This window comes from Clostridium sp. 1001283B150225_161107_B6, assembly GCF_015556325.1.
In the GTDB taxonomy this organism is placed as follows: Bacteria; Bacillota; Clostridia; order Lachnospirales; family Lachnospiraceae; genus Enterocloster.
Genome location: NZ_JADNMD010000002.1, coordinates 288,042 through 313,918, shown reverse-complemented (window position 1 = coordinate 313,918; position 25,877 = coordinate 288,042). Strand labels below are relative to the sequence as shown.

Annotated in this window: 23 protein-coding genes and 3 pseudogenes; 11 read left to right on the top strand and 15 right to left on the bottom strand. The window is 43.1% G+C overall.

Annotated elements, in window-relative coordinates:
- Positions 1-8 precede the first annotated feature (8 nt).
- From I2H39_RS06560 to I2H39_RS06540, 4 genes and pseudogenes are all read left to right on the top strand, one after another.
- Entirely contained in the window at positions 9-707 is a 699-nt protein-coding gene (locus tag I2H39_RS06560; RefSeq protein WP_117634835.1) for a response regulator transcription factor, read from the top strand.
- Positions 700-1,737, top strand: a complete 1,038-nt coding sequence (locus tag I2H39_RS06555; RefSeq protein ID WP_182464869.1) for a HAMP domain-containing sensor histidine kinase — start codon at positions 700-702, stop codon at positions 1,735-1,737. Before I2H39_RS06560 ends, I2H39_RS06555 begins: the two co-directional genes overlap by 8 nt.
- Before the next feature lie 124 nt (positions 1,738-1,861).
- A complete protein-coding gene (locus tag I2H39_RS06550) occupies positions 1,862-2,188 on the top strand; it encodes a hypothetical protein (protein ID WP_147418940.1) in 327 nt (108 codons plus the stop codon).
- Positions 2,189-2,207: 19 nt separating this feature from the next.
- Positions 2,208-3,095, top strand: a pseudogene (locus I2H39_RS06540) (DUF4300 family protein).
- 14 nt (positions 3,096-3,109) lie between these two features.
- On the opposite strand, the gene I2H39_RS06535 reads toward I2H39_RS06540, so the two are convergent.
- Complete coding sequence (locus tag I2H39_RS06535; protein ID WP_227146770.1) at positions 3,110-3,523, bottom strand: hypothetical protein; 414 nt, start codon at positions 3,521-3,523, stop codon at positions 3,110-3,112.
- Between the two features lie 660 nt (positions 3,524-4,183).
- On the opposite strand from I2H39_RS06535, the gene I2H39_RS06530 reads away from it, so the two are divergent.
- The 3 genes from I2H39_RS06530 (at position 4,184) to I2H39_RS06520 (ending at position 6,870) form a co-directional block, all read left to right on the top strand.
- Positions 4,184-4,678: an ABC transporter transmembrane domain-containing protein gene (locus tag I2H39_RS06530; protein WP_227146767.1), complete on the top strand. Its 495-nt coding sequence runs from the start codon at positions 4,184-4,186 to the stop codon at positions 4,676-4,678.
- Between the two features lie 360 nt (positions 4,679-5,038).
- Positions 5,039-5,557, top strand: a complete 519-nt coding sequence (locus I2H39_RS06525; RefSeq protein ID WP_207746771.1) for a diguanylate cyclase — start codon at positions 5,039-5,041, stop codon at positions 5,555-5,557.
- Positions 5,558-6,366: 809 nt separating this feature from the next.
- Positions 6,367-6,870 carry a DUF3955 domain-containing protein gene (locus I2H39_RS06520; protein ID WP_118077407.1) on the top strand — a complete coding sequence of 168 codons (504 nt, stop codon included), beginning with the start codon at positions 6,367-6,369 and terminating at the stop codon, positions 6,868-6,870.
- Between the two features lie 346 nt (positions 6,871-7,216).
- Here I2H39_RS06520 and I2H39_RS06515 read toward each other — a convergent pair whose 3' ends face one another.
- On the bottom strand, positions 7,217-7,606 hold the full coding sequence (locus I2H39_RS06515) for a tyrosine-type recombinase/integrase (RefSeq protein ID WP_195626100.1): 390 nt from the start codon (positions 7,604-7,606) through the stop codon (positions 7,217-7,219).
- Between the two features lie 233 nt (positions 7,607-7,839).
- Between I2H39_RS06515 and I2H39_RS06510 the strand changes: the two genes are divergently transcribed.
- On the top strand, positions 7,840-8,424 hold the full coding sequence (locus tag I2H39_RS06510) for a class I SAM-dependent methyltransferase (protein ID WP_118077409.1): 585 nt from the start codon (positions 7,840-7,842) through the stop codon (positions 8,422-8,424).
- A gap of 69 nt (positions 8,425-8,493) precedes the next feature.
- The gene (locus tag I2H39_RS06505) at positions 8,494-10,986 is read left to right on the top strand and encodes a clostripain-related cysteine peptidase (protein WP_118077410.1); all 2,493 of its coding nucleotides are present in this window, start codon (positions 8,494-8,496) and stop codon (positions 10,984-10,986) included.
- Between the two features lie 504 nt (positions 10,987-11,490).
- On the opposite strand, the gene rpmG is transcribed toward I2H39_RS06505, so the two are convergent.
- From rpmG to I2H39_RS06445, 11 genes and pseudogenes are all read right to left on the bottom strand, one after another.
- The gene (gene rpmG / locus I2H39_RS06500) at positions 11,491-11,640 is read right to left on the bottom strand and encodes a 50S ribosomal protein L33 (RefSeq protein WP_118077411.1); all 150 of its coding nucleotides are present in this window, start codon (positions 11,638-11,640) and stop codon (positions 11,491-11,493) included.
- A 319-nt stretch (positions 11,641-11,959) separates the two neighbouring features.
- Entirely contained in the window at positions 11,960-12,913 is a 954-nt protein-coding gene (locus I2H39_RS06490) for a TIGR03943 family protein (RefSeq protein WP_118077412.1), read from the bottom strand.
- On the bottom strand, positions 12,910-14,469 hold the full coding sequence (locus I2H39_RS06485) for a permease (protein WP_118077413.1): 1,560 nt from the start codon (positions 14,467-14,469) through the stop codon (positions 12,910-12,912). Before I2H39_RS06485 ends, I2H39_RS06490 begins: the two co-directional genes overlap by 4 nt.
- Positions 14,466-15,440, bottom strand: coding sequence for a GTP-binding protein (locus tag I2H39_RS06480; protein WP_022512821.1), 975 nt, complete (start codon positions 15,438-15,440; stop codon positions 14,466-14,468). Before I2H39_RS06480 ends, I2H39_RS06485 begins: the two co-directional genes overlap by 4 nt.
- A 43-nt stretch (positions 15,441-15,483) precedes the next feature.
- A complete protein-coding gene (locus I2H39_RS06475; protein WP_227146765.1) occupies positions 15,484-16,809 on the bottom strand; it encodes a polysaccharide deacetylase family protein in 1,326 nt (441 codons plus the stop codon).
- 199 nt (positions 16,810-17,008) lie between these two features.
- Positions 17,009-17,806, bottom strand: a complete 798-nt coding sequence (locus tag I2H39_RS06470; RefSeq protein WP_002565713.1) for a metal ABC transporter permease — start codon at positions 17,804-17,806, stop codon at positions 17,009-17,011.
- Positions 17,793-18,499: pseudogene (locus I2H39_RS06465) on the bottom strand (metal ABC transporter ATP-binding protein). The gene I2H39_RS06470 and the pseudogene I2H39_RS06465 overlap by 14 nt, the downstream one beginning before the upstream one ends.
- Positions 18,500-18,522: 23 nt before the next feature.
- Positions 18,523-19,617, bottom strand: coding sequence for a metal ABC transporter substrate-binding protein (locus I2H39_RS06460; protein ID WP_002571365.1), 1,095 nt, complete (start codon positions 19,615-19,617; stop codon positions 18,523-18,525).
- Between the two features lie 182 nt (positions 19,618-19,799).
- Complete coding sequence (locus I2H39_RS06455) at positions 19,800-20,111, bottom strand: AraC family transcriptional regulator (RefSeq protein ID WP_118077416.1); 312 nt, start codon at positions 20,109-20,111, stop codon at positions 19,800-19,802.
- A 472-nt stretch (positions 20,112-20,583) separates the two neighbouring features.
- Complete coding sequence (locus I2H39_RS06450; RefSeq protein WP_118077417.1) at positions 20,584-20,991, bottom strand: transcriptional repressor; 408 nt, start codon at positions 20,989-20,991, stop codon at positions 20,584-20,586.
- Between the two features lie 380 nt (positions 20,992-21,371).
- On the bottom strand, positions 21,372-21,692 hold the full coding sequence (locus tag I2H39_RS06445) for an ACT domain-containing protein (RefSeq protein WP_118077418.1): 321 nt from the start codon (positions 21,690-21,692) through the stop codon (positions 21,372-21,374).
- Positions 21,693-22,981: 1,289 nt separating this feature from the next.
- Between I2H39_RS06445 and I2H39_RS06440 the strand changes: the two genes are divergently transcribed.
- Both I2H39_RS06440 and I2H39_RS06435 read left to right on the top strand, forming a co-directional pair.
- Complete coding sequence (locus I2H39_RS06440) at positions 22,982-23,536, top strand: putative ABC transporter permease (RefSeq protein ID WP_118077419.1); 555 nt, start codon at positions 22,982-22,984, stop codon at positions 23,534-23,536.
- Positions 23,537-23,609: 73 nt separating this feature from the next.
- Positions 23,610-23,756: a hypothetical protein gene (locus I2H39_RS06435; RefSeq protein ID WP_156703686.1), complete on the top strand. Its 147-nt coding sequence runs from the start codon at positions 23,610-23,612 to the stop codon at positions 23,754-23,756.
- Between the two features lie 196 nt (positions 23,757-23,952).
- On the opposite strand, the gene I2H39_RS06430 is transcribed toward I2H39_RS06435, so the two are convergent.
- The gene (locus tag I2H39_RS06430; protein ID WP_118077420.1) at positions 23,953-24,210 is read right to left on the bottom strand and encodes a helix-turn-helix domain-containing protein; all 258 of its coding nucleotides are present in this window, start codon (positions 24,208-24,210) and stop codon (positions 23,953-23,955) included.
- Between the two features lie 12 nt (positions 24,211-24,222).
- A pseudogene (locus tag I2H39_RS06425) lies at positions 24,223-24,975 on the bottom strand (TraM recognition domain-containing protein); the annotation flags it as partial.
- Positions 24,976-25,877: the final 902 nt, after the last annotated feature.

Sequence of the window (25,877 nt, the reverse complement as noted above, 5' to 3'; positions counted from 1 at the left end):
GTGACTATATGAAAAATGATAAAAAACTAATCTTAATAGCTGATGATGAAAAAGAAATCCGTGATATTCTGACATTGCTGCTGACAAGCAACGGATATGCTGTTGAAACGGCAGAAGACGGTCAGAGTGCCATTGATTCCGCATCAGAGGATATCGACCTTTATATTCTGGACGTCAATATGCCCGGACTTTCCGGTATTATGGCCGCTGCTGAAATACGAAAGAGTTATGATGCGCCGATTATTTTTCTCACCGCCTATTCAAGCGAGTCGGATAAAGTTATGGGCTTTTCTGTGGGTGCAGATGACTACATCGTGAAACCATTCTCCAATGTGGAACTGTTGATGCGTGTCAAGGCTATCTTAAAACGAAGCCCTGCCTACACCGTCTCACCCCCTACGTGTCGGGATACGAACCAGTTAACCTTTCAGGATGTGGTGCTGAATTTGGACAGTCAATCGTTCATAAAAAACGGTGAGACAATCGCTCTTACTTATACGGAATTTAAGATATTGGAGCTGCTTGCTTCCCATAAGAAAAAAATCTATTCTCTAGAAAACATCTATCAGAGCATCTGGGATGACAATGCTGTTGGCGACAGCGCCATTATGGTACATATCAAAAACATCCGCAAGAAATTGGGAGACAATTCTCGCAACCCCACTTATATTAAGACTGCATGGGGAAGGGGGTATTATATTGACTGAAGAAAGCAAACGACTAAGAGGAAAAAGGCTTCCTCGTGAAATTCTTGGCTTGTTGTCGCTCTCTTTTGTTATTACACTGATTCTGTTTCTGCTGCTCCGCATTTGTGCAACTGCTGTGGCCGACAGCATTCTTGTTATCCGGGGTATCGTCCTCACAGAAAGCAAAGTTCTGTCTCTAGAAGGCTGGATGTTCAATCTGAGCCTTCTTATATCGGTATGCTTTTTTACTTTCCTGTTTCTCTTTCTGCTTGGGGAGCGTTTATCCTACATATGGGATATCATCAAGGGGATCGATGCCCTGCGTTTAGGAGAAATGGATCATCTGGTTTCCGTGGAGGGAAACAACGAACTGACTCGTCTGGCCGAGGCCGTAAACTATCTTTCCATCACACAGAAGCAGGTAAAAGAGAAGGAACGCCTATTGGCAGAAGAAAAGGAACAGCTGATCCGCACCCTCTCTCACGATATCCGCACACCACTGACCTCCATCATGGCCTATTCGGAATTTCTGGCAGGCAACAATGATCGACCGGCACAAGAGCAACAGGGATATGCAGAACTGATCCGGGTAAAAGCGCAGCAAATCAAAGAGCTGACCGATATTCTGCTGGACGGCGGCAGGCGAAACCCGGAACGATTTGAAGATTCCCGATTGCTGATGGAACAGCTTGTAACAGAATTTGAAGAGTTGTTGGAAGAGGATTTTCAAATTTTGACTGATCTCAAAAGCTGTTTCTCTTTTTCTGGCAGTTTTGACATACAGGAGCTGCGCCGCATCTTTGACAATCTCAGCTCAAACATCCGAAAGTATGCGGATCCGCTGCAACCTGTATTCTTATCGGTTCGCTCCGATTCGGATCAGCTTGTCATATATCAGAAAAATTACATCTTTCCCGGCGATGAACAAAAGGAAAGCTACCAAATGGGACTGAACAGTATCCGCCGCATTGCACACAACTACGCAGGAACTGTAGATGTTCGGCGAGCCGAATCCGAATTTGAGATAACGATTACGCTTTCAGAGTTTTAACAGAGTTTCTTCAGAATTTTTTAGAAATGTCTTGCAAATTTCTTCAGAACTTCCTGTTATTCTATTCTCAACAAAGCAACACAACACAAAAAACGAAAGTGAGGAAATGAATATGTTAACTTCTTTGGATTGGTTGGTAATTGTTTACATGGTTATGGTGGCTGCAAGTCTTTTGTCTTTGTGCCTGATGTTTCTGGTAAGACGTCCCCGTATGAAACAGGTCTGCTTCTACATCGTAGCAGCCCTTGCAATCTACGCAGCTTCTGTCGGCATTCGCATCGGCCTTGGATTATTCCCGGTACAGGTTGCCATCGGTGTAGCCATTGGTGCCGTAGCCATTGCAGCAATCGTGCTCGAACGCACCAGTAAAGGTAATGCAGGAAAATTTAAATTTGCCCGTATTATGGCCGCAGCCGCGCTGATCATCGGCGTCATCAACACCTTCATGTAAGGAAAATGCGAGGATATTTATGAGAAAAATCCTTTTCAGCTTAAGTTCACTATGCTTGGTTATACTTCTGGCCGGCTGTCAGCAAAGCAATGACCGGTCATGTCCGGAAACGATTGAATACAGCAACCTCCTGAACGATTCTGTTCAGGAGGAGCTGTCTGTCATTATGTCAAGTGCCGGTATCTCCGATGAACGCCAGGAAATATTCTTTGAGCATGTCGATCAGTTCAACAGCACAGTTTCTACAGAAGGTCTCGCCGGAGAATTTGTGCAGAAAGATGTATCAAGGGCAACCTATGATCCGTATACCATGCAGGACGAATGAAACGAGGTATATCCATACTTTTTAGGATACAACTGCCGCATTACAGCCTTCAGCCTTTTTGGCGACTACATCGAAATCCCGACAGACGCCGAGATTCGATCGGATATGGTCATGCAGGACATGGCTTCTCTGGAAGAGGACTCTTCCGCATTGCTTAACGAAGGAGATTATGATCGTTTTCTGGCCTTTTATTCCACTGTTCCTACAGAGAGCACTCAGGAAACTTCCGTCCATGTGGAAAATCTGCAAGGCGACTGGGCCAAACGTGGTATTATCTTTGATAAACAATCAAAAGCACGGCTCATATCGGTAGTTTTCCATGACTCATGGGATGACGCAGATTATCTGTTCATTGGGCACATTGGGGTATTGTTTCCTGTTTCTGCGGACGCGCTGTATTTTGTGGAAAAGATCGCATTTCAAGAACCATATCAGCTGAGCAAATTCGCAAGTCGAGTTGAGTTAAATGACTACCTGATGTCAAAATATGATGTCAGTTTCGGTCAGCCTACCGCAGCTCCCTTCATTATGGAAAATGATAAGCTGATGGAGGAGTACAGACAAAAACCCGACAAATCCTAAAATTCAAACTCTTTTTATAAATACTTGCGTTTGATTGATAATCCTTGTTTTTTCGCAAAAAGCCCCCTTGACAAATCTCGTTTCAACAATATAGCACTCAAACAGATAACAACAGAAAATAAAATTTCCAATAGGTTCTTCTTTTTCAAACCGGCTTTACCGCTTTTATTAAATCCTGGTCGGATTAAGAAATTGTCTGCAATTTCCAGGATAATCAATATGACAGAACTATACCACCAAGAAAAAGATATATAATGCCCGATGATCTGAGCCACTCCCGAAACAATAAAAACAACGCTCCCATAGGCAAATGCACCGTAAAGTTTAAGACCCTCGGTATCACCTTTTCTTTTACGCACGAGCGAGTAACTAAGTCCAAATAATCCTATTCCAAAAAATATCAAAAGAAGATTTAACAATAGGAACAACTTCTATCCTCCTACCTTGTTGGTTAGTTTATGTTAACCAACAAGATACACTTTGTCTGTTGGCTCAATAGGACTTTACCACTATCAAAATCACAGCCAATTAAACGGATCAAGCATCTCTCCAAGGAATGCTAAAAAGCATTTCCAAAATGTTTTTCCATGTTTTCTTTGCGTGTTCCCGCCCTTTCCTGAGCGCTATCAATGTCCGTATCGATGCAATCAGTATCACGATAGCAAGATATAGTAGCAATACAAGAACCGCTATTTGCCCGATTTCCCTATGTAAAATTCCTTTTTTATGCCCGGATTATTATTCGTTTTTGCTATTGTATCAAACACGCTCTAGCGCGGTGACTAGCCCTAGATATGTGAATCCACCACTTTTTTTAAGTAGCAGTTTTTGAATATATGTTGTATTGTTGAGTTACCACACACGACAATTACATATATCATCAACTGCTATGCTTATATTATCATGGGTTTTAAACTAAACAACTGCATTATCTGAAATTTTTATCGTCCCCCTCCCAACTTGGAATGCTGTTCTAGTTGTTTTATCATTTATCACTAGGAGGTAAGAGCATGATTCAGACATTGTAAAGGTGTTTTGCGTTATCAAGGCAGGGGGCTGTCGATTTGATAAAGGGGTGTATCGTGTGTGTGTTTCAGGAGATATTCTTTATGATCCCTGTTGGGCTTCTCTATAGCTTTGTCATTGTTCTCATGAACGGGGGCGTAAATGGAAGCCGCATTTCTTTCTATGTGGTTGACACTTTGGCTTGTCTTGTACCCATGTTCATTGTAACGTATTTTCAATACAATGCCACTTATGTGGAAAGCGGCGTAAGGCGTGTTTCCTTAGCGGAACAGCTCCCACTGTCCTTTTTCAGGAAAAAGGACAGTGCTGATTTGGCAAATTCTATTATGGGGGATTGTGCCACCCTGGAAATAGCGCTCTTCCATTATGTACTCGCTTTAGCAGGTTCACTCATTTCCACAACACTGATTGCAATCTGCCTTTTTGCCTATGACTGGCGCATGGCTCTTTGGGTTTTACCGATTGCATTTGCAATCACATTCTTTTCAGCCCGCATCCAGGAATATTTTAACCATAAATTTGTAGAGGCAAATGTCGCGCTTGAAAGCGGTGTGTAGGAGTGTATCGAAAGTTTACAGGACTTAAAGGCGAATAATGCGGAAGAAATCTACCTAAAAGGACTAAACAAAAAATAGACTATGCGGAAAAACGGAATATTATAACAGAACTTGGGACCCCGCTGATATATATTTCACTGTCTTCTTGACAGATGCAGACATTATCAACATCTTCCCAATCAGCAACGAAATCACCGATGTGCTGGGATATTTCCTTGTGTATTTCCGTGCGCTTATGTTTATTGCTTTTGTTCGTTGTTTTATGGCAGAACGGCATCGCAAGTTCTGACGATTCCTTCTGTTGTGCTTTCGGCAATGATAGTGATTCAGCCTGCTCTGTACTTGCTTGGCATTTGCAGAATGTACGACATGTTCATCATCGGAATGTTCGTTATGGTTGCTTGTATATTGTACGCCGCAGTCTGCTTGATCATAGATGCGTTGAAGCAGAAGTCAATAGGGATATGGTTGATTGCAACATCGTATGTGCTCAATGTAGCTATCAACATCATGTACGTTGTGATGTTCTTCTCCCCGGCGGTTTCTGCGAAGTATAACAAAATTTATAAACCGTATATGTTTGTCAGCGATACCATTATTCTATTTTTGCTGATAAGCATCAGCTTGGGTCTTTCCCAAAAGGCCATCACGGACCGTGTTAGTAAAGCAAGTGCAGAAAAACCCAAAGCGGAACAAATGGCCGTGGAATTTGAATATCTTGCTACTCGTGATTCTCTGTCACAGTTGTGGAATCACAAAGCCATTATGGAACAACTTGATATCTGTTGTAATGGTAACGAACCTTTTGTTCTTGGCTGCTTGGATTTGGATGATTTCTGTAACATTAACAACACATACGGCTACCAAATAGGCGACTAGGTTATCCGTTTTGTATCTAAGATTAAGGTGGAATCCTTTGGTGAACTTTGCGGCAGAACCGGCGGTGATGAATTTTTGTTCATCCTTGATGATGCAGGGCAAATTACCAAGCTGGAGGACTCTTTGAATCAGTATTTGTATAGGCTGCGTCACAATTTCGTATTGAGAGAAACTGGAGAAGTCATTCCCCTTGGTGGTAGTATAGGCATTCTTAGGATTAAGTAACTACCGCATGTATCCGCTGAGGTATTCAAGCGCTGTGATGATGCTTTGTATGAGGCAAAGGCCAAAGATAAGAATCAGTTTAATTTTATTGAGATGTAAAACGAAAACTCCTTGCTGCCGCTAATGGTAGTGAGGAGTTCGTGTTTTTGGATTTATGCTTTTATCTCGGTATCGTTCTTGAAGGTGAATCGCACATCATTCTTGGAATAAACTGTGAAATTAATACTTATTATTTGATACAAAATACAGCAGCATAACCGCAAAAAAGGGCAGGTTTTTTTGTTTTTCAGTAGATTTATTTATATTCAAGCTATATAATGGATTGTAATGAGAAAAGGATAATTTGAATTTAACAAAGGATTGTGAGTGTATAAAAAGATCAATTACTAAGAGATTTTGATGGAAGGCTAATGAGTATAGAGATGGGGATTTTATTTCAACGTAATGAAGGAATTTGGGAGATTTTCTAAGTGTTTAGTTATGCAAGCAACTTTTGCGTCCATTATTTACGGATGCAAGCACTGCTTTCTTGATAAATTTTATGTGGTGTCCTACAATAAATCATGAAATGGAGGAGAAAAAAAATGAATTTTGGAAAACAGATTAAGCAGATTCGTACAAAGGAGGGATTAACTCAGGAACAGATGGCACAAAAATTAAATGTAACAAGGCAAGCCATTTCTAACTGGGAAAATGATAAGAATCTGCCGGATTTAGAATTACTTATTCAGATAGCTCAAGTGTTTTCTCTTTCATTAGATCAATTGATATTAGGAGGAAATGATATGAACAACATGACAGAAAAACTAATTAAAGACGGAAGTGAAACAAGAAGAGCTAAATTTAACATGGTATCAATTGCAATAGGTGCTGTTTTATTACTAATTGGTGTGGGATGTATTATTTTAAAAGGTATGACAGTTGAATATATTGACGCAGAGGGTGTTTTGCATGAGAACTTCTTTTTAATTCCGATTGGATTTTTATTTATGTTTAGCGGATTCATCACTTTTGTTGTTACAGGAATTAGAGGTTTCATTAATAGATTTAAAGCAAAAAACAACGAACCTCTCACCGCCATAATGTAAGCGCTTAATTTAAGTGTGTAACTAAAAACTCCAGGGCGTTTAGCCCTGGAGTAATTCTGCACATGTAGCTATAATAATGGTCGCCTGCATATTTCTTGAACACTGGTCGACCCTGGCGCTAGTATTTATACGGTTCCGAACTGTGAAGTTTCAGCATCTCTACAATGGCATATATGCCCATACTTGCTTCCGCCCCATCTATCATGTCGGAGAAAAGCCAATTCTTCCGGTTATGTTCTTAAGGACATAACCGGAATTATGTGCTGTTCAAAGCTTTGTGCAGCAATGGTTTACGAGCCGTTAATTAGCCCAAACCATTGCATTGTATAAGCATATAACTAAAGTTCTATAATGAGTTCAAAAAACTGAGTAAATCAGCGGATGGCTTATATCTGTATGAATCATTTCCAGCAGCACCTGCTTTTTCCATAGCTTTACGTTTTGATTCTATATCAGCAACCATATATTTATGAGTTGTTCCGATACTAGAATGGCCAAGCCATATCGCTATGATTGAAATGTCAACACCCGAAACTAGCAGATTCATAGATGCGGAGTCTCTGAATGTATGAGGTGTTATATTTTTCTCTAACAGACTTGGGGAGTGATCTGCCGCTTTTGTAACAAAAGTATTGATACGAGTACGCACACCTGATCTGGTGAGTTTATCACCATTTTTATTTAGTAAGAAATTGTTTCGATTTCCGCTTTTCTCCCATGCAAAGGGATATAGCAAGGCTTGGTCTTGTTTTGGGAACGATGGGAGAAATATGGATATCTGATATCTCCCGAAAAACAAAATATATCATCACAGGTGTGTTCATAACGGTTGACCTTATTATGTTTATTTGGAAATGAGGATGTAATTCAAACAGAACGGAACTCGTGCTAATACAGTAGGAAAGGATCGGTGATTCCCTAGGGATTTTCAAACAGTTTTTTAACAACACCAGAAAGCCGAATGGCTGGATGGGAAAAATGATGGTCAATGGCATGAATCAAGGTCATGCTGCGGTTTCAGATTGGGGTCTTTCCCATTTTCCTGTCGCTCCTGTGGCCCCTTCTATGATTACGGATTTTGGATGTGGAGGAGGACGCAATACCGCAGAGCTTTTAAAACGGTTTCCTATTGCAACGGTTACAGCCATGGACTATTCCCAGGTGTCTTGTGACAAAACAAAGCAGTTCAACCGGCATGCAGTACAAGCTGGGAGATGTAAGATTGTGCATGGGGACGTATCTCACTTCCCGTTTGAAGCAGAGACATTTGATGGGATTACCGCCTTTGAAACGGTCTATTTCTGGCCGGGGCCGATGGAAAGTTTTCAAGAAGTATATCGGGTGCTCAAACCGGGAGGGGAGTTTATGATCGTAAATGAATCAGACAGGACGAAACAGGCAGACGAAAAATGGACTGGCATCATTGAAGGAATACGTATCTTTACGCAGGAGCAGTTGACTCAATATTTACAGGATGCAGGATTTTCCCGGATAGCCGCACATATAAACCGGGAACATCATTGGCATTTTCTCCTGGCGGAGAAAATACGGTGAACAGAAGTGCCAATGCAAAATGAGGATTCATAGAGATTTCTTTTAAACCACATCATGGAGGGATAGGCAATGAACATAAGAAAAGAAACTGATTCTGAAAAAGATAATTTGAGTTCGTTTACAACAATAGATTTGAAAAAACAAAAGAAGGAAGCGAGGCAGGCTGCCAAACTCACAAAAAGAAAGGCATATCAAGACTTATCATTTCGAAAAAAGGCGCTTTACTGGGGAATGCGAGTAATTGGGGCTGTTGCCGTATGTGGTCTTGTGTTAATTATTGGCGTTTTCTGTATGAACCCGATATTGACGCTCGTTGATGAATGGTATTTCGATTACTGTTCCCAAAAGCCGGTATCAAAGGAGGAAATTTACTCTGAGGTACCGATTGATACAGACGGTGCAGAAGGAATTGCAGCGTTGCCCACCTGTCATGCGGATGATACATGGGCATTTTACATTTACATGTGCGGAAGTGACCTGGAAAGCAACCATGTGAACCGGCTTTCTGATGTCACAAAGTATCTAATAATGCCCGAAGCAGCTACTTATATCCAAAAAACACAGGAACAAATGGATACTCAGTTTTGGCAGTTCGTAACAGACATTCGAGAAAAAGGAATAGATCTTCCTACGAATATGTATCTACCACCCGCAATAGAGGCCTCTAAAACAACGGCAGGGGAATTTGATGAAGTCGTAGCAGATATGCAGCCTGGGTATGCATCTGCTGACATTGATGAAATCCTTTCGGTTGCATTGCCCCAAAATGTGAAATTTATTATCCAAACGGGTGGGGCTAGCAGATGGAGTTCACCGGAAGTAAATCCTAACCGTTCCCAAAGGTTTGTTTACGACAGCAAAGGCTTTCAAACTACAGAAAATAACCCGCCACAAAATATGGGGGAACAGGAAACTCTTATCGACTTTCTGAATTACTGCAACAAAAACTTTCCCGCGGATCACAAAGTTCTTCTTTTTTGGAATCATGGTGCCGGCGCATTTGGGGTTGCGTCCGATGAACTATATGGTCAGGACAGTCTTTCGCTCAGTGAGATGTCCGCTGCACTTGGAGCGGTCTATGAACAGAATGAGTCAGAACCTCCATTTGAATTGATTGGATTTGATGCCTGCTTGATGGCCTCGGTTGAAGTGGCACATTCACTGCATGGATACGGAAAATATTTGGCGGCCAGCGAAGAATTAGAACCAGGCGAAGGTTGGGATTACGCAGCCTGGTTAGAGAAATTTGTCAATGATACATCGATGAATGGTGCGCAAATCGGTCAGATTATTGCTGACAGCTATATTGATTACTACACTGAACAGGCAATTCGGTTGAAAGATTTTGGCATTGATTTTCCTTGTACTTTTTCCATCACAGACATAGGAAAAGCTAATGAAGTTTATATCCGTTACGGAGAACTGGTGACTGCAATACTACGAGATATCGTGCAAGAACCCTGGATTATGTCTGAACTTGGAAGGGCTTCGGCTCAATCGGTACGTTACGCCAGTGATGCCTACAGCGTATTTAACACCATTGACCTTGCGGTGTTCATGAGAGAACTATCTGAGATTTATCCTGCTGAGACACAAGCTGTTTTGGATACGTTGGATGAAACCGTGCTTTACAACCGGGCAAGCTCATATGTGAGAGAATCCCAAGGGCTTTCGATTTATTTTCCCATCGAATTGAAAAACATGGAAGGATTAAGTTATTATCTGAATTACATCAACAACATTTGTTCCAATAATGACATAAAAACATTGTATTATTACAAGTTGGCAGGATGTCTCAATGGTGAACTGCAAACCTACGCCTACAGCAAGGGTTACGGAACCTTTCCGGTTCTTGATACTACACCGTTGTCAATGCTTACCGAGGCGGATATACAACTTTCAGATAATGCACAGTTTCATATCCCGCTTGACAGTTCCGCTGTAAATCTTTTGCAGGATATGACATTTTGTCTTTGTCAGTTGGATACAGAAAATGGTATGATTACTTATCTTGGAGAAGATCGGTTGGTTTTTTTGAACGAACAAGGAATTCTCAATACTAATTTTTCGGGAAAATGGCTTTCCATTGACGGACAGCCATTGGCAGTGGAGGTAATTGATACCACAAAAGAAAGAATCCGCTATCGTGCTCCGGTACTTTATAACGGAACCGACTCCTACCTTGTGATAGGTTATGAATACGAGAGCGGTGAATTCTCCGTTTTAGGAGTTTATGATATGACGTCTTATAAAGAAGGCGGTGATACATTAATGAGAAACACACAAAATGTAGAACCGGGTGATGCAATTCAAGTCATATATGAAACCAGTCAAAGTACGGGAAGTACAAATGAGAAAATTTATGGTAAAAAGTTTATTTATCGCGTAAGCAGCAAAGTCGGAGAGCAAATATTGCCTGATGGAGGATACCTTGCAATGGTCGCTTTAAGTGATTCACGTGGTGATTACTATTATACGCCGATTGTAAATTTTGAAATTCAAACGGGCCGCGTTCATAATGCTAATTTAAGTGATATGCATGCTATAACGGTAGCAAAATAATGTTGCGGTTGTTTTCATTTATTAAATAAGAAATTGTTAAAAAACGTGCGTTATGTATCTAAGGCTCTTTGTCAATAGCTGGGGTGGGATTTGTAAAATCCTGCTCCAGTTCTATGAAAAGGGCTCTTTTTATAGGCTCTTTGTCAATAGTTGGGGTGGGATTTGTTAAAATCCCGCCCCAATTCTATGAAAAGGGCCCTTTTTATGTTTAGTTCCAGGTTTTACTGATTTTGGGCATGCCAAATAAGCCTCCGCATTACCGACCTTTTTATCCTATGATGTACAGTGAAGTATCCGGGTTCGGAACCGTTTGAAATTCCGGATTCCGTAGCTGCCCCGTTTTTTCTAAATAAATGCGTAACACACGTTTTTTGTTTTATTTTTGATTCGATTCGTGATTTTGGATGTTTTTACTTTTGTATCATGAAAAAGAGTAGCAAAACATATATTTTGTGCAATTTTAAATTCTCAAACACACTCTAAAAGCAAATGCAATCCATCGTTTTATTTTGTTTCTTTATGAAGCGTATATTTCCAAAGCCTCGGACAATATTTCATTACCTCCATCCGTTCCGGGTGCTTCTGCTTATTTTTAGTTGTTGCATAGTTTCTGTCGTGGCACTCCATACATGCCAATGTTACCTTGACTCTCATGAGCACATCTTCCTTTCCGGATTTTACCCTGTCAAATGTTTATTTCTCTACCCCCCCCCCCCGCCTCTGTAGACCGGTTTCTAATATACAATCTGTCCTCTTTATTTGAGCAGATATCTATGATAATGACCGATAATCCGGCAGCGTTTATGCAGCCGGATTGGGGAGGCATTCTTTGGCAGGCTGATTAAAGCCGCATGGTTCCCCTTCCCCTTTTAATTTCTGGCACAGTTTCCTGTATTGCTCCACTGTATTCTGCTCCTGTTTTACTTTTCAAGCTTTGATTTTCCTTTCAATTCTCCCTCATCCTATTTTCCGATTAGAAATATGGATAAACATATTCTTCTTCGGGTTTTTCGGCCGCTTCTATATTTTGGGCCTTTAAAATCAGAGAGGCTCCATCCTCGCTGATTCCAAATGTGCCCTTTACCGTCACCCAGTCGTCATCCTTGAATGTCACTTCATTGTCACTATCCACCAGAAAACCAATTGGGCTTAGATCCGCGGCACAGCACCACATGGACAGCCGGACCAGGGCAAAATCGCACTTTTTTTGAATGTCTGGAGCACGGTAGACAAACCCTTTCATTACAATGGTATAGCCTTCATACTTTTCATAAAAGTTACTCAGTTCATACATCCATGTGTAGTAATCTTCATCTGCAATCGTAATGGTTTTTTCCGCCTCGTCCAGACCATTTAAGTCATACCATGGATTTTCTTCTCCGAAGGACTGTCCGGTATCATCTTCTGGATAAGCATCAGTTCCGCTGTATCCATCCGTTTCTGTATTTTCCCCGTCCGGCAGCCCTGAACCTGATTCTCCATCGGAGAAAGGCCCCCTGGATTCTCCTCCGGCCGCAGGCAATGTCTGTCTCACAGTACTCCCCGCTGTCTGCCGCCCCGGATTTCCCGCCATCTGGCCGCCGCCATTTCCGGAACTCATGGAAAAACCGGAGCTCTCATAGCTTCTGACCATACTGCTCCCCCCAGGATCGGCCGGACGGAAGACAAGCAGCAGAATCGGAATAATAAAAACAAAAGAACGGGCCAGCTTTACCCGATACCGGGGTGTCAGTAAGTACCTTCCTGTAAACACCGCCCATAAAAACATTAAAGCAGACATGCCGTAAAGATACGGCTTCATCCTTGGAGTCACATAATTTAAATACCCGCCTGAATAAGTAAGCTGAAACAACAGGTATCCAAACAACAGATAACAGATACATTCTGTCAATACCTGAAGGTTGATTCCTTTTCCCCGCAGCGTCATATTCTGATTCCTCCGCTTCCCCCTGTCATAAATACACCTATCACAAGAAAACAGACAAGAAATGTGGTTGCAAAAAGACGAATAACAAAACTGGATTTAAAACCCGAAAGCAACATGGCGGCATTTTTGATGTCCATCATAGGGCCGAACACCAAAAATCCCAGGACAGCCCCCACCGGAAGGCTCCCGGCCATACTTCTGGCCACTACCGCATCGGAGGAGGAACAGAGGGACAACACAAAGGCCAACCCCATCATCACCAGAAGCGCTTTCCACGGTGCCGCGGCGCCGCCTGCGGCAACTGCCCGTGGAATCATATCCTGAAACAGGGTGGATGCAAAGATTCCGGTAAGCAGGAATTTGCCCACTGAGAAAAATTCATTCTGCGCGTGCCGCATCATCAGAGAAAAACGGGACAACTGAGTCCCCTTTTCTTCCAGAAGGCTGTAATCCCCACACGCCGCCTGGATAGGCATGGCATATTCCACCAGATAATTCACAGGCGGTTTAAAAAGATAGGTCAATCCACAGAGTACGGCGCACAAGATACCCAGGCCGCATCTGGCCGCGATGATCTTGTAATTGCCATTAAACGCATACCAGGTGGAGAGGATGACTACCGGGTTAATCACCGGGGATACCAGCATAAAGGTCACAGCAGCCGGCATAGGTACCCCCTTTTTGACCAGACCTTTGAATACAGGAATGGATGCACAGTCGCATACCGGCAAGCAAAAACCGGCAAGCACTGCAAAGAGCTGGCCAGACAGAATTTTTCTGGGGAATCTTCTCTGAATCCAGTCCGGCTTTAAATAAACCTGAATCAGGGAGGAAAGCAGGACACCAACAGCCAAAAAGGGCGCTGCCTGAAGAAAAACCCCAAGGAATATGCTTATATACCGTTCTGGCGAAGCCCCCGCATCATTTAGCACGGAAAAAGCTGCCATATACAACATGACCGCAGTCAGAAGCATCAGGAACCAATGCCGAGGCTTCATACCGAAACGGAACAAGGCGCGTACAAAACGGTTCCAGCTGGTATAGACCTGGATATCTGGGTTGCAGCCATAAAGAACATCCATGCCATTCCGAGATTTCCGATTTCCCTTCAGTCTCACGTAAGCGCAGTCGCAGCCCGCAATCTGTGAAAATGTTGCCACTCCTGCATCTGGAATCCTGGTCTTAAAGCTGGCTCCCTCCGCTGCATAAACCACCTTTTCAATACTCAGCACTGCTTTTGCAGAAAACTGGAGAAACATTTCCTCCAGTTTATGGAAATGCTCCATCCCGTTCCATTCGATCAGAATTAAATCAGGTCTGTGTTTATCAATGTAGTGAATGATGGTATCGGCAATGCCGAATGGACTCTGTTCCAGCTGGCTCTTGGAGAATGCCAGTTTCTTCACACGTTCTTGTTCTATCAGAGGTGTTTCGCCTGATTCAAACTGGATGACCAGGATATCCAGTTCATCCAGTTCCTGTTCAGCCAACTGGTTGATGAGCGTGGTCTTTCCCGAATCCAGCAGTCCAGTTATGACCCATACCGGTGTTGTCATGTTGTTTCCTCTCTGAATAATGTATGTATCTGCTGTTCATCCAGGCCGGTGCCTATGAAGCAAACCTGGTTCCCAACTATGTTTGCGGGTTCAATGCTTAAACTGCCAGGCAGATAGTGGAATACCAATCCCCGGCGTCCATCTGCCACAATCCCTTTTCCTCGGAGGATTTCCCCCTCTGCATGTTTCACAACATGCAGAATCTTTTTCCCCAGCCGCTCCTCCGTAATGGGTTCTTTCCACTCAATAGTAACAGAAGAAAAGACATCTCTGGCGAAGTGACGCCTGATAAAACCGGTTCTACGGGATGGTTCCCTACAGCTGCGAATCCGCACAGGTTTCATAGAGACCGCTGCTTCCATTTCTAGCTTAAAAATGCTGCTGTTTCGCGGGCCATACCGGAATACAGATGCAGGAATGGATTCCCAAAAATCCGCCTCGACTCTGGCTTCGGGATTCATTTCCTGAATTTTAATCTTAACTGATTGAATTTCCTGCCCCCCTTCCTCTTGGTGACTTAGCAGTATCAAATCGGCATAAGCAATCTGATCCTCAAAAAATCCCCCGTAATTTTTTCTATATTTATCAAATGACCGTATATCCACCACGGTTATTGTCCTTTTCAGATGGATAAGGCCCCTGTCCTCCTGTTTTAAACAGATTTTAATCAGATCGGATAATCTGCCCACGCCGGATGGTTCCACCAATACGGCATCCGGTATGTAGTCCTTTAATATGCGTTCCATCGCTTTCTCAAAGTCTCCGGTCAGACTGCAGCAGATACACCCATCGCTTAAACTGGTAACCGCCAAGTTGCATTCCTTGAGCAGCCCGGCATCAATCCCGGCCTCCCCAAAGTCATTTTCAATCACAACCAGCTTCTTGTTCTTGAACGCGGAATGCACCATGGTTTTAATCAGTGTCGTCTTTCCCGCTCCTAAAAAGCCAGATATCACATAAACATCCGTCATATACACTCCTTTCTGCCGGCCGCTTCCAACCAACCGGTATTGCTTACTTCCATCCAACCGGTGTTGGCCTGCGCGCATCAAATACCGTATTCACATCAATTAAGTCGGACAGCCCATTTGCACCGCAGCCATAATCCATCCACAGCCGGTAGCCGTCCAGGTTCCGTCTGGCCTGCCGGAGGAACTGGCCTCCTGTTTCCACCCAATATGGTCTGGAATCCACATTACAGAAGTACCTGAAGCCCAGGCTCTGCAAGTATCGGTATTTTTCATTTTCTTCCGTATAGGGCCTCCAGTCCCCCACATCGGAGCCAAAGGGATAAATCATGATGTCGCAGGGATCGGGAAGCAGACGAGCCACATTCTTTTCCCATCGCTCAATATCTGCTTTCATATGTTCAAGGTCAATTTTCCCGTAATCCCGATGTCCCCAGGAGTGGGAAGCGAACTCATAACCATCCTCTTTCAGTGCCTGTGTTAGTTTTTTTACATAGGCCCGGTCTTCCTCGATATTGGGATTTGGTTTCATGTCTGGATCATAGTTTGGAGAGGCCGGATCGTACGTTTCATCGGTGCGGTATCCCAGGACACCGTTATATCCAGTCAGGGCCAAGATTGCCTTGGCCCCTCTGTAGCTAAAATCCGGATGTTCCTCCACGAAACGGTCGAGAATGGGAACTAAGTCATATTCCCCAATCCAGACAGTTCCATCCTGATCCATGTATTCGCAAACTGGTTTCCTACGATCATCCAAAAGTATTTTACGCGCGCAGCCAGACTCCTCCATGTATTCATAGTAATTGACATCATCCTGGCTCATAACAAATGCTTTTTTGCCCGGGGGAAGCAGGATTTTCTTCGCTCTCATCTGTTCCATCCCTGTTTCGTCCTCACTCACCTCCGCCAAATCGTGAATGCCGACCAGCACATAACCTCTCTGATACATCTGAGTCAGGATCGCTTCAAATTCCGGAACCGTGGTCATCACAGAATTGTAGCCCTTGCCCTGGGCTGTGTCTAGAAATGTCCTTCCTGGGTCTTCTACCAGAATATGAAAGAATATATGGGTAATCTGGTAAATGTCCTGTTCCACCAGAGTTTTCTTTACCGCCTCAATATCAGAAAGTTTTTCCCCAATCCTCGGATCTTCCTTATCAGCCCCGTTTCCTACAAGCAGCTCCACAGCCCTGTCATAGTCATACTGGGAAACGGCTCTATCCACCTGGGCCAGCAGTTCATCCGTCTTGTCAAATAAGGATAGTGAAGCTTTCTCACCAGGAGATGACGAAGCTTCCTTGCCAGAAGCCGAAGCTGACTCTGCGGCAGATGCCGTGGTCGATATTTCCCTATCACCCAGAAGTATTCTCATTTTAAACAACAGACCGCCTGTAGCCAGCAGGCAGACGCAAATTATAGCCAGGCAGAGGTATCGGTTCTTACCTCTTCTTAGGCCTATCCTTCTCTGTAGTCTCCCTCTAACTGTTCTTTTAATATACAAATCCCTGCCGCAATATTTTCCTACTGTTCCGTACTGCTTTTTTCTCTTTTGCAATTTCATATAATTATTTTCATCTCAGAATTCTCTTTCCTACAAACACTAATATCAAAACCAATACTCCCACTAGCACAATCGTGCCGCCCGGCTTCAATCCCAGGTAGTACGCAGCGAACAAGCCTGTAATCATAAACAGAATATCCAGAACCACCGCCAAAATAAGCGTCTGACGGTAACTCGTTCCAAACTGCATGGCGCAGGCCACGGGAACCACCATCATGGATGAGACGATGAGAGCCCCCACCGTCCTTGCAGCGACAGAAACTGTCACCGCGATTAAAACAGTAAACAGAAAGTTCACTGTCTTTACGGGCACCCCGGCCAGCCTGGCGCTTTGTTCGTCCAGAGACACATAAAACAGTTCTTTGTACATAAGCAGAAACATAAGCAGAACCGCCATGCTGACGGCGATTACCAGATACAACTCCCCGTTACTGATTGCCACAATACTTCCAAACAGGAAGCTGTTGAAATTGGCTGCATTTTTAATAAATCCTGACAAAACGCCCGCCAGGCCAATCCCGGCAGACATAATGATAGCAATGGACATTTCCGAAAATCTGGGAATCTTCCTGCGTATCGCCTCAATCCCAATAGCGGCAACCACGCAGGCAGCCGCAGCGGTCAAGACAGGATTCAGCCCCAGGAGCAGCCCGGCCGCCACCCCAGCCAGCGAGGTATGGGACAGGGCGTCCCCAATCATGGACAGACGCTTACATACAATCACTAGCCCGATACACGGGATAATGGCCGCCAGAAGAATGCCCACAATAAAGGCCCGCTGCATGAACGCATATTCAAAGATTTCCATGCTCTCCCTCCTCTCTGCCTGGCTGGACCAATTTCATCTTCTCATCTTCTAAAAGCCAGATATCGTCTGCATAAGCCATGAGCCGTTTCCGATCATGAGTTACAATCCAGATGGTCACCCCCTGCTCCCGGTTAATCTGATACAGCAGCCGGTAAAATAAAGTAGTACTGTCTTCGTCCATACCGGAAGTGGGTTCATCCAGCAGCAAAAGCCGCGGGGCGTTTATCAGCGCCCTTGCCAGCAGGACCCTCTGTTGCTGCCCTCCGGATAGTCGGCCAATCAGCCGTTTTGCAAAATCTCCCATACCGACTTGATGCAGCACACGGCGAACCTGCTCCCTCTCCCTTTTCCGGCAAACCGGAACTTTCCAATTTGGGTGTATAGACCTGCTTGGACAAACTCCTCTACGGAAGCGGGAAAATTCTGACAGGATGCCATACCGTTTTGGGAAACGTAGCTGATATTCTTCCAGTCTTTAAACTGCCGAATCTCCTGCCCCAGAAGTTCAATCTTACCTGTTTGTCCATTTAGCGGAAGTTCCCCCAGCATGAGCTTTATCAGGGTGCTTTTTCCTGCCCCGTTTGGTCCCAATAGAACCGCAAATCGGCCCTCGGGAACAGTAAAATTGATATTCTTTAATATCTGGGTATTTCCATAGGAAAAATCCAGTCCTTTCACTGCAATGACAGCCATCATCAGTACTCCTGTTCCTGTTTTTATTCAAGTGCAGCTTTCAGCTGCTTTAAGTTATCCTCCATCACAGAGAAATAATCTGCGCCATTTTTTAGTTCCTCATCGCTTAATCCTTCTAGTGGATTTAACACCCGGGTCTGGGCTCCTGTTTCCGCCGCAATTGTCTCGGCCACCTTCGGGCTTACCAGTTCTTCAAAGAAAATAACTTTGACGTGATTGGCCTTTACAAAGTCAATGATCTCCGCCATTCTTGCCGGGTCCGGTTCCGAATCAGGAGACAATCCCTCGATGCCCATCTGAGTCAGTCCATAGGCATCGCAGAGATAACCGAACGCTTCATGAGACACTACAATGCTCTTATTAGGCAGGGCAGACAACGTATCTTTATATTCCTGATCCAATTTATCAAACTCGGCTGTATAGGTCTGATAATTTTTTTCATAGTAATCTTTGTTTTCCGGGTCTGCCTTAACGTAAGCATTCTTAATGTTTTCCATTTCTTTCTTTGCGTTCACAGGGCTGAGCCATACATGGGGATCAAACTGGCCGTGGTCATGGCCATGTTCTTCTTCCTCTGTGTGTTCCTCCGCTCCCTTATGTTCTTCCTCATCATGAATGTGTCCTGATCTGAGTGTAACTCCGGCGGAAGCTTCCACCGATACCAACTTCTTTGTTTCCAGGCTAGCAAGCACATCCTCCACCCAATGCTCCATACCCCCGCCGCTGTAGACAAAAAGAGCCGCTTCCTCCAAATTCTTAATATCGGCTGCGGCCGGTTCCCAGTCATGGGGCTCTGTGCCGGCCGGAACCATATTGGTCACCTCCGCTTTATCACCGCCGATTTTGACAGCAAAATCATACATAGGATAAAAGCTGGCCATTACCTTCAGCTTCTGTCCGTCCGTATCCTTTGATTCAATCCCAGCATCGGTGTTCTCTGCCTCCATTGACGCCTCGCCCATACTCTTATCTCCACCTGCCACAGCGGTGGTTGAAGCCTGGTCTGTATCAGAAGCCCCTGGTGCAGCGGTGGTACCTGAGCACCCTGAAAGCATAGCAACAGAAACCATTGCTGTCACAGCCAGTGTGCAGAATGTAGAATTTAATTTTTTATTCATAATAATCATCCTCCTGAAATGTGTTTTTTTACAGTAATAGCAGGTATACAAGCACACAAAAAACAAGGCGTGTTCCCAGTCCAAACGTATCTCCGCCAAACCGTGTATCCTGATACACAGAGTACACCATTCCAGAGGATAACGGTTATATGGATAGAAAACAGCCTTGTTGAAAGAAAGTTTTAATTATCTAATCGGATTTTTAAGCTGACCAAAGAAACCGGGCACAGATAGAGTCCAGTCTGGTAAGATGATAAGAGTTTTTGAGTAATGATATATGCAAAGATGACGATGGCTCCTGTTCCTGCTACTTCTGTTATCAAGCGGATAGTAGCAGCGCATTCCTGAAGCTCCGCGCAGACAGGACAATCCTCACCTGTACACTCATGTTCTATATGTGTGACAATAAAAAAGCCAGAGAGAAGCAACACAGCGGTTACAAGAAACGCTGTCACGAACGCAAAGATTCTTTTATGCTTATCTAAATAATCCACTTCATCTCCTCCTTTTTCTTTTATCCTGAACGGATGTTATCTTATTCCACTATCAGTTTTTAACCTATGGACTCTCCATTGCCTAAAGCCAATGATCTTCCTGTTTCATAAGCCTCGCAACCTGCCATCTCCTCAGGCTTCAAAACGTCAATCGTTTATTCTATGATATAGGTCCCCCTCCATTATCGTTATTCTACAATCATTCAGAATTTTGTTAGAATACAATGACACAGAATGTGTTTGCAGCATCCTCAATAATCCCAAGTAAGAGACAGCTGATAAACGGTAGCTTTACCACAAACCCGTCCTATCTCGCATTACTAAAAGAAACTAATTTTTGGGGGACTAATAGCTATTTTGCTTGTAGCATTGACAAAGTTTTGTCAGTATCCATGCAAAAATACATTACGTAACAAGACTTTCGTACGAAAGGCCATTTTGCCATCACAGATCAATCTTTAGGACAGACCTCTTAATTTTTACAGCATTCACAATAGCCATACAAGATTGTGTGTTTCTGATCCAATTCGAAGCCATGTTCCTTATAAATATGTTCCAGAAAATCTGCCATTTTAGAACATTCAAGTGGAATAAGACGACCGCATCCCATACATACCAATTTCCCCAACTTGTTCCAATCTTCTTCACCCGCAAAACAATAACGTACTTTGGTACCATCCTCCATCGGAAGCTTCATCATCTTTCCATCATCGACCATGCGTTCCAATACCCGGTATACCGTTGTCTGTCCAACGACCACTCCCTTCTCCCTAAGACAGTCCATGAACTGGCTCACTGTGAGAAAACGCAATTTTTGTTTTTTCAGACACTCTAATATGAGATCTTGTTGCTTCGTCTTGTATCTGCCTCGTTCTGCCATATAAGCGCTCCCCAATTTGAAATTGATTTTTATTTTTATATTATAGACATTTTCAGAATAATGTCAAGATGTCAATTTAATTTATAGCTACCCAGCATCCTCTCAAAAAATCACACAACATTGTGACTATGCTAATTCCAGACAACGCATCGTCCCCCAGTTCCCCTTCCCTCAGGTAAAGGATTGTGTTCACTGGTTCTTTCGGCTCCAGTACTATTACCATCACGTCAAGGGCCGCTTACCTACCTTTTTTCGTCATCAGCCCGTCCTCTGTCCTTGCCAAGACTAACTGCTTTGTATGTATGGATATAAAATTGTCAAACTGGAAATTATCACTCTATAATTTTATATCCAGCTTTACTGAGCGTTTTTATTGCCTTTTAATAATTTTCTTTTTTTATCAAAATATAGTTTGTATTGTAAGTAGATACAGCAAAAATCGAAACGTCATTATCTGCCAAATTGCTGGCGATTTTAGACAGTACCCCAATTAACAAAAAATCTAAAACACCTTGAATACGAAAAGCTTTCCAACCGTCCTCACGCTGAATTACATTTGGTGGGACTTCGTTTGTGATACATACAAGAGATTTTTCTTCATCAGTTTTTCCAATGAAACTATACTCAGAACCTAAATTTACAAACGAATAATCTTCTACTTGGCATACGGAAAATTCTTGATGTACCTTTCTTATTTCCACGATATTACCTCCCTCAAATCTAATTTATAGTGTATCAACATATTGCTTTGCTTGTACTAAATCCATAGAAGTCACTTCTCTCACTTTTTTTACAGCTTCTACATACTTACCACTATTTTTAAGATGAAGGATATATTCTTTATCCTCTTCTGATATATAATATGTTGCTAATTGTTTATTTCCTGTCTGTTTTCACAAAGTATCAATCTGTTTTTGCTGAGATTTTACCTGCTTTTTCAACTCATCAATTTCAATAAAAAGTAAAACTCCACAAATTATCATCACAACTATAATTCCATATTCCACCAAATATCCCTCCGTAAATGTAATTTATCGCTTTCTTCATATCCATATTATAACAATCCAATATATCTGCCACAATAAAAATCAGCATGTCTCTCAATATTTTTCTGTCTTAAAAAAATGCATATAGAAATTCTTACTTCTCTCATCACGGTTTTAGATGAAAATATTAAAAAACAGAGCCGATAAGCTGGGCTGTTCAGGCTTTGGATGCGATTCCAGGAATCGGGAGGCAAAGTGTGGAACGCATTCTGGCAGAAACAGGGTGGAAATGGAACACTTCCAAAATAAATTGCGTTTTAGTTCATGGGCAGGGCTTGTGCCAGAATGTAAAGAAATCGCCAGTAAAAAGATGAGTAGCCAAATATGAAAAGGAAATAGATATTTGAAAGCATGTTTAGTAGAATGCGCCCGTGCTGGAATAAGGAATAAGCAAAGCTATTTTTATTCACGATGCCAACGAATTGCAGCGCGCAGAGGAGGGAAACGAGTACTGACAGCTATTGCGCACAGCATGCTAACAGCCATCTATCATATGCTAAAAGAGAAAGTTCGATACTGCGATTTAGGAGCAGATTATTATACTGTTATCAATCAAGAGAATTTAATCAAGAGAAATCTTCGTTCGTTACAAAAGTTAGGGATAGATGTAATTATTCAGCCGAAATAACTTCTCCCTGCTTTTATTATTGGCAAGTGTTACGATTAAGCGATTTGAAAGCCACCAACATCAAAGAGTGTGCGGAAGCAAAATGTCCATGTTCTTTCATGGTCACGGTAGCCAGAAGTTGGGTGGTAGAAAATAAGGCCCAGAGCGATAGCGCGGGGCCGCAAATAGGCGGCCCTAACAAGCGGCTGGAAAGCATTTTACTGGCCTGTCAAAGCAGTAAAATTGTCAGTGTTATACACTGGCATTGCTTGCCGAAATGTGGTAAAATTATTTCACTCCATAAATTGCAAAAAGAAATACAAAGGAGTACATCCAGATGTTGGTTGATAGTAAGAAAATTTTGCGAAAAATCGAGGAACTGTTTCTGTTTTTTCTGCTGACCTCGTTTATCGGATGGGGATACGAGATTTTTTTAGAAGTTGTGATCTATCGGTGGGGATACTCCGACCGGGGGGTATTGACAGGGCCATACTGCCCAGTGTACGGCTTTGGTGCGATGGCTTTGTTGTTGTGCTTGTACCGACTAATGAAAACACGTATCCTTGTCTGTAAAATTCCCATCACGCCAGTACTGGTTTTTGCTGGAATCGTGGGCATCACAACCGTGATTGAGTTGGCGGCCAGCTATGTGATGGAATGGACTGCCGGAAGCTGGATGTGGGATTATAATCGTTTTACGCCAAACTTTCAGGGGCGAATTGCATTGAATCCAAGTCTGCGATTTGGTGCGGGCGGAATGGTATTTCTCTATCTGCTTTATCCCTGCTTTCAACGCTGTGTGTCAAAGACTGCGGATCGAACCGTACACGTGCTCGCGCTGATTTTGGGTGGAGTTTTTCTGCTGGATTGTCTTTGCTACATACTGGTGTAAAAATGATGTATCCCAGCTAACCGTGAAAGAAAAATTTTAGAGCATGATATATTTGCGAGAGCAAGGTGCGTTCATGAGAATTGTTGACATACGCGGTATGACCAGTATGGAGCTTGTGCGGGGAGGAACCGGTGAATGGTACTGGGTAACGGATTATATTCACGGTGATCTCTATGAAGTAGAAGAACTGTTCCGGCAGGGACACCCAGTACTCAGTTAGAATGACTCGTAAACACTCTATTATAAATATTTTAATGGTCACTTCCCAGACACCCCTGAATGAACTGCGGTTTTAAATGGTCTTATTTTTTTCTGTTTTAATAAACTATCTCGCAATGGGATATTCCCTTCATGCGCCATAGTGACGCATACCATAGGACACCGGAAATGCAGAGTATCCCCTTGGTGTAATCCTATCATTTCAAAACGGTGTATAGTAAGCTACTTTTACCCCCCTTTCTTCTAAAGCGTTGTTCTGTTTTAATAAATCCAGCCTTTTCTAAATCTGCTACAGCCCGCTGGATCGTTCTCCTCGAAAGCTTCAGTTCTTCTGCGATGGTGCTCATGGCCGGATAACACTGGCTGTTTTTATCTGCTCGCTCTTTTAAATACATATACACCGAAATCGCACGGTGTGGTAATTCCTCTGAGTAAACAGAATCGTAATATCCCACATACCTCCCTCCTTAGTCTGTCCGAAGTGGTTGTCTGGTTCCCGAGACTGCCTGTCTGATTGGCATCGGTACATGCGCCAGACCTCCGCCTGAAATCCCCTCTATTTCCGGTGGTTCATAAAAGTTTGCCTCCTCATCCTCACAAAATTGTCTCCTAACAATCTCCTGCTCCAACTCCAGCCGGTCCGCATAAGACACTTGCCTTGCCACATGCTGTTCCACCTCATATTTTTCCTCAAATTCAATCCCCCATTTAAAAAATAAGCGTAGTTCTACTCGCATCGGGTGACAGCCGGTCTTCGCCAGGATAAAGTGTCCCTTGGGCAGTGACTTCAATTCATCCGGAGTCATGAGCGGACGCCCAACCATCTGCAGGCTTTGGCTGTGATCATTTTTCCCCCGGCTGATGGAGCCGGACAACACCGTTTTATTTCCCAATGCCTTTGACAGAATCTCAGCACTTTCCGAGTTGGGTGCAAACCCACCAAATAAAACGTCTTGACAGTTATCCACGATGATTTCACTTCCCTCTTTCCCATAGTTTTTCTGCAGCTGGGCAAAGCTTTGTATGATGGGTATCATACTGATCCGCCTGGATCGACCAGCTGAAAAAAGCATCTCCAGAGATTCAATCTTGGGAATGGTACCGAGCTCATCTCCAAAAATCACCGCACGATTCGGAAGTTTCCCTCCATGTTCATCTGCGATTGACAGCATTTCCCTGTAGATCTGCTGCAAAAACAGGCTTACCATAAAATACTTTGATAGCGATAGGTAACCCTTTGATACTATCTCCAGATTTTCCCCCGCTTCACACCGGACATGAGATTTTCACCTCATCCGGCGTTCCATCGCAAGAAAACTTCAATATGATTTACACATTTTCAAACTCTATTATCAAATCGTCCACAGTTCACAGAGCTTCCGCTGGTTGCTTACACGCCTGATTTGATAGCCCATCAACTACAACGCTTTTAACCATGTCGTAATAGTTTCTTTCAGGGTAGCGCGAATCAACCCATGTACTTCGGCGCATACGAGCGTCAAATGTGCATGGCTATCACCGCCAAACATAACAGACAGCTTATGGTGACAGTGAATTTCCTCCACTATCATTCGTTTACCTGTTACTGCACATTTCACCATTTGTCTGGAATAATGAAAGATTCGATCATCGTTATAATCAATACTCCAATTCAGAATAGAATTCCGCATAAGGTAACGCAAGATTTTTACATTGATATCAAACAAGTTCTGGTGAATTTCTTGTCTCCCTTGCAGTGTATACTTATTACTATTACTTCTCTTCCACATAAGTTTCCTGATAAGGTCGGTATCGCTCCATCTTCTCAAATCATTAATGGTTTTATCGCCTACTCTGGGTGTTCTACTACCCCTGTTTGTTTTCATATTTCTATATGCCAGTTTATATTTTCTCTGACTGAATTATCCCCTGTAAATCGGCGAATACTTTTCCCTTTTTTTGCTGACGGCATATAATTCGTTAAACACACCTTACACATCATAATATTCACTGTTTCGAAGCTTTTGGCGTTTGGGAGTTTTCAAGTTTGTCATGGTTAGAACCTCCAACATGGAGATTTCTTTTCTTAGTCATACTCGAGCCCATGACATGTTGTGTAATCTTTATTATTTAGTTTTCTTGC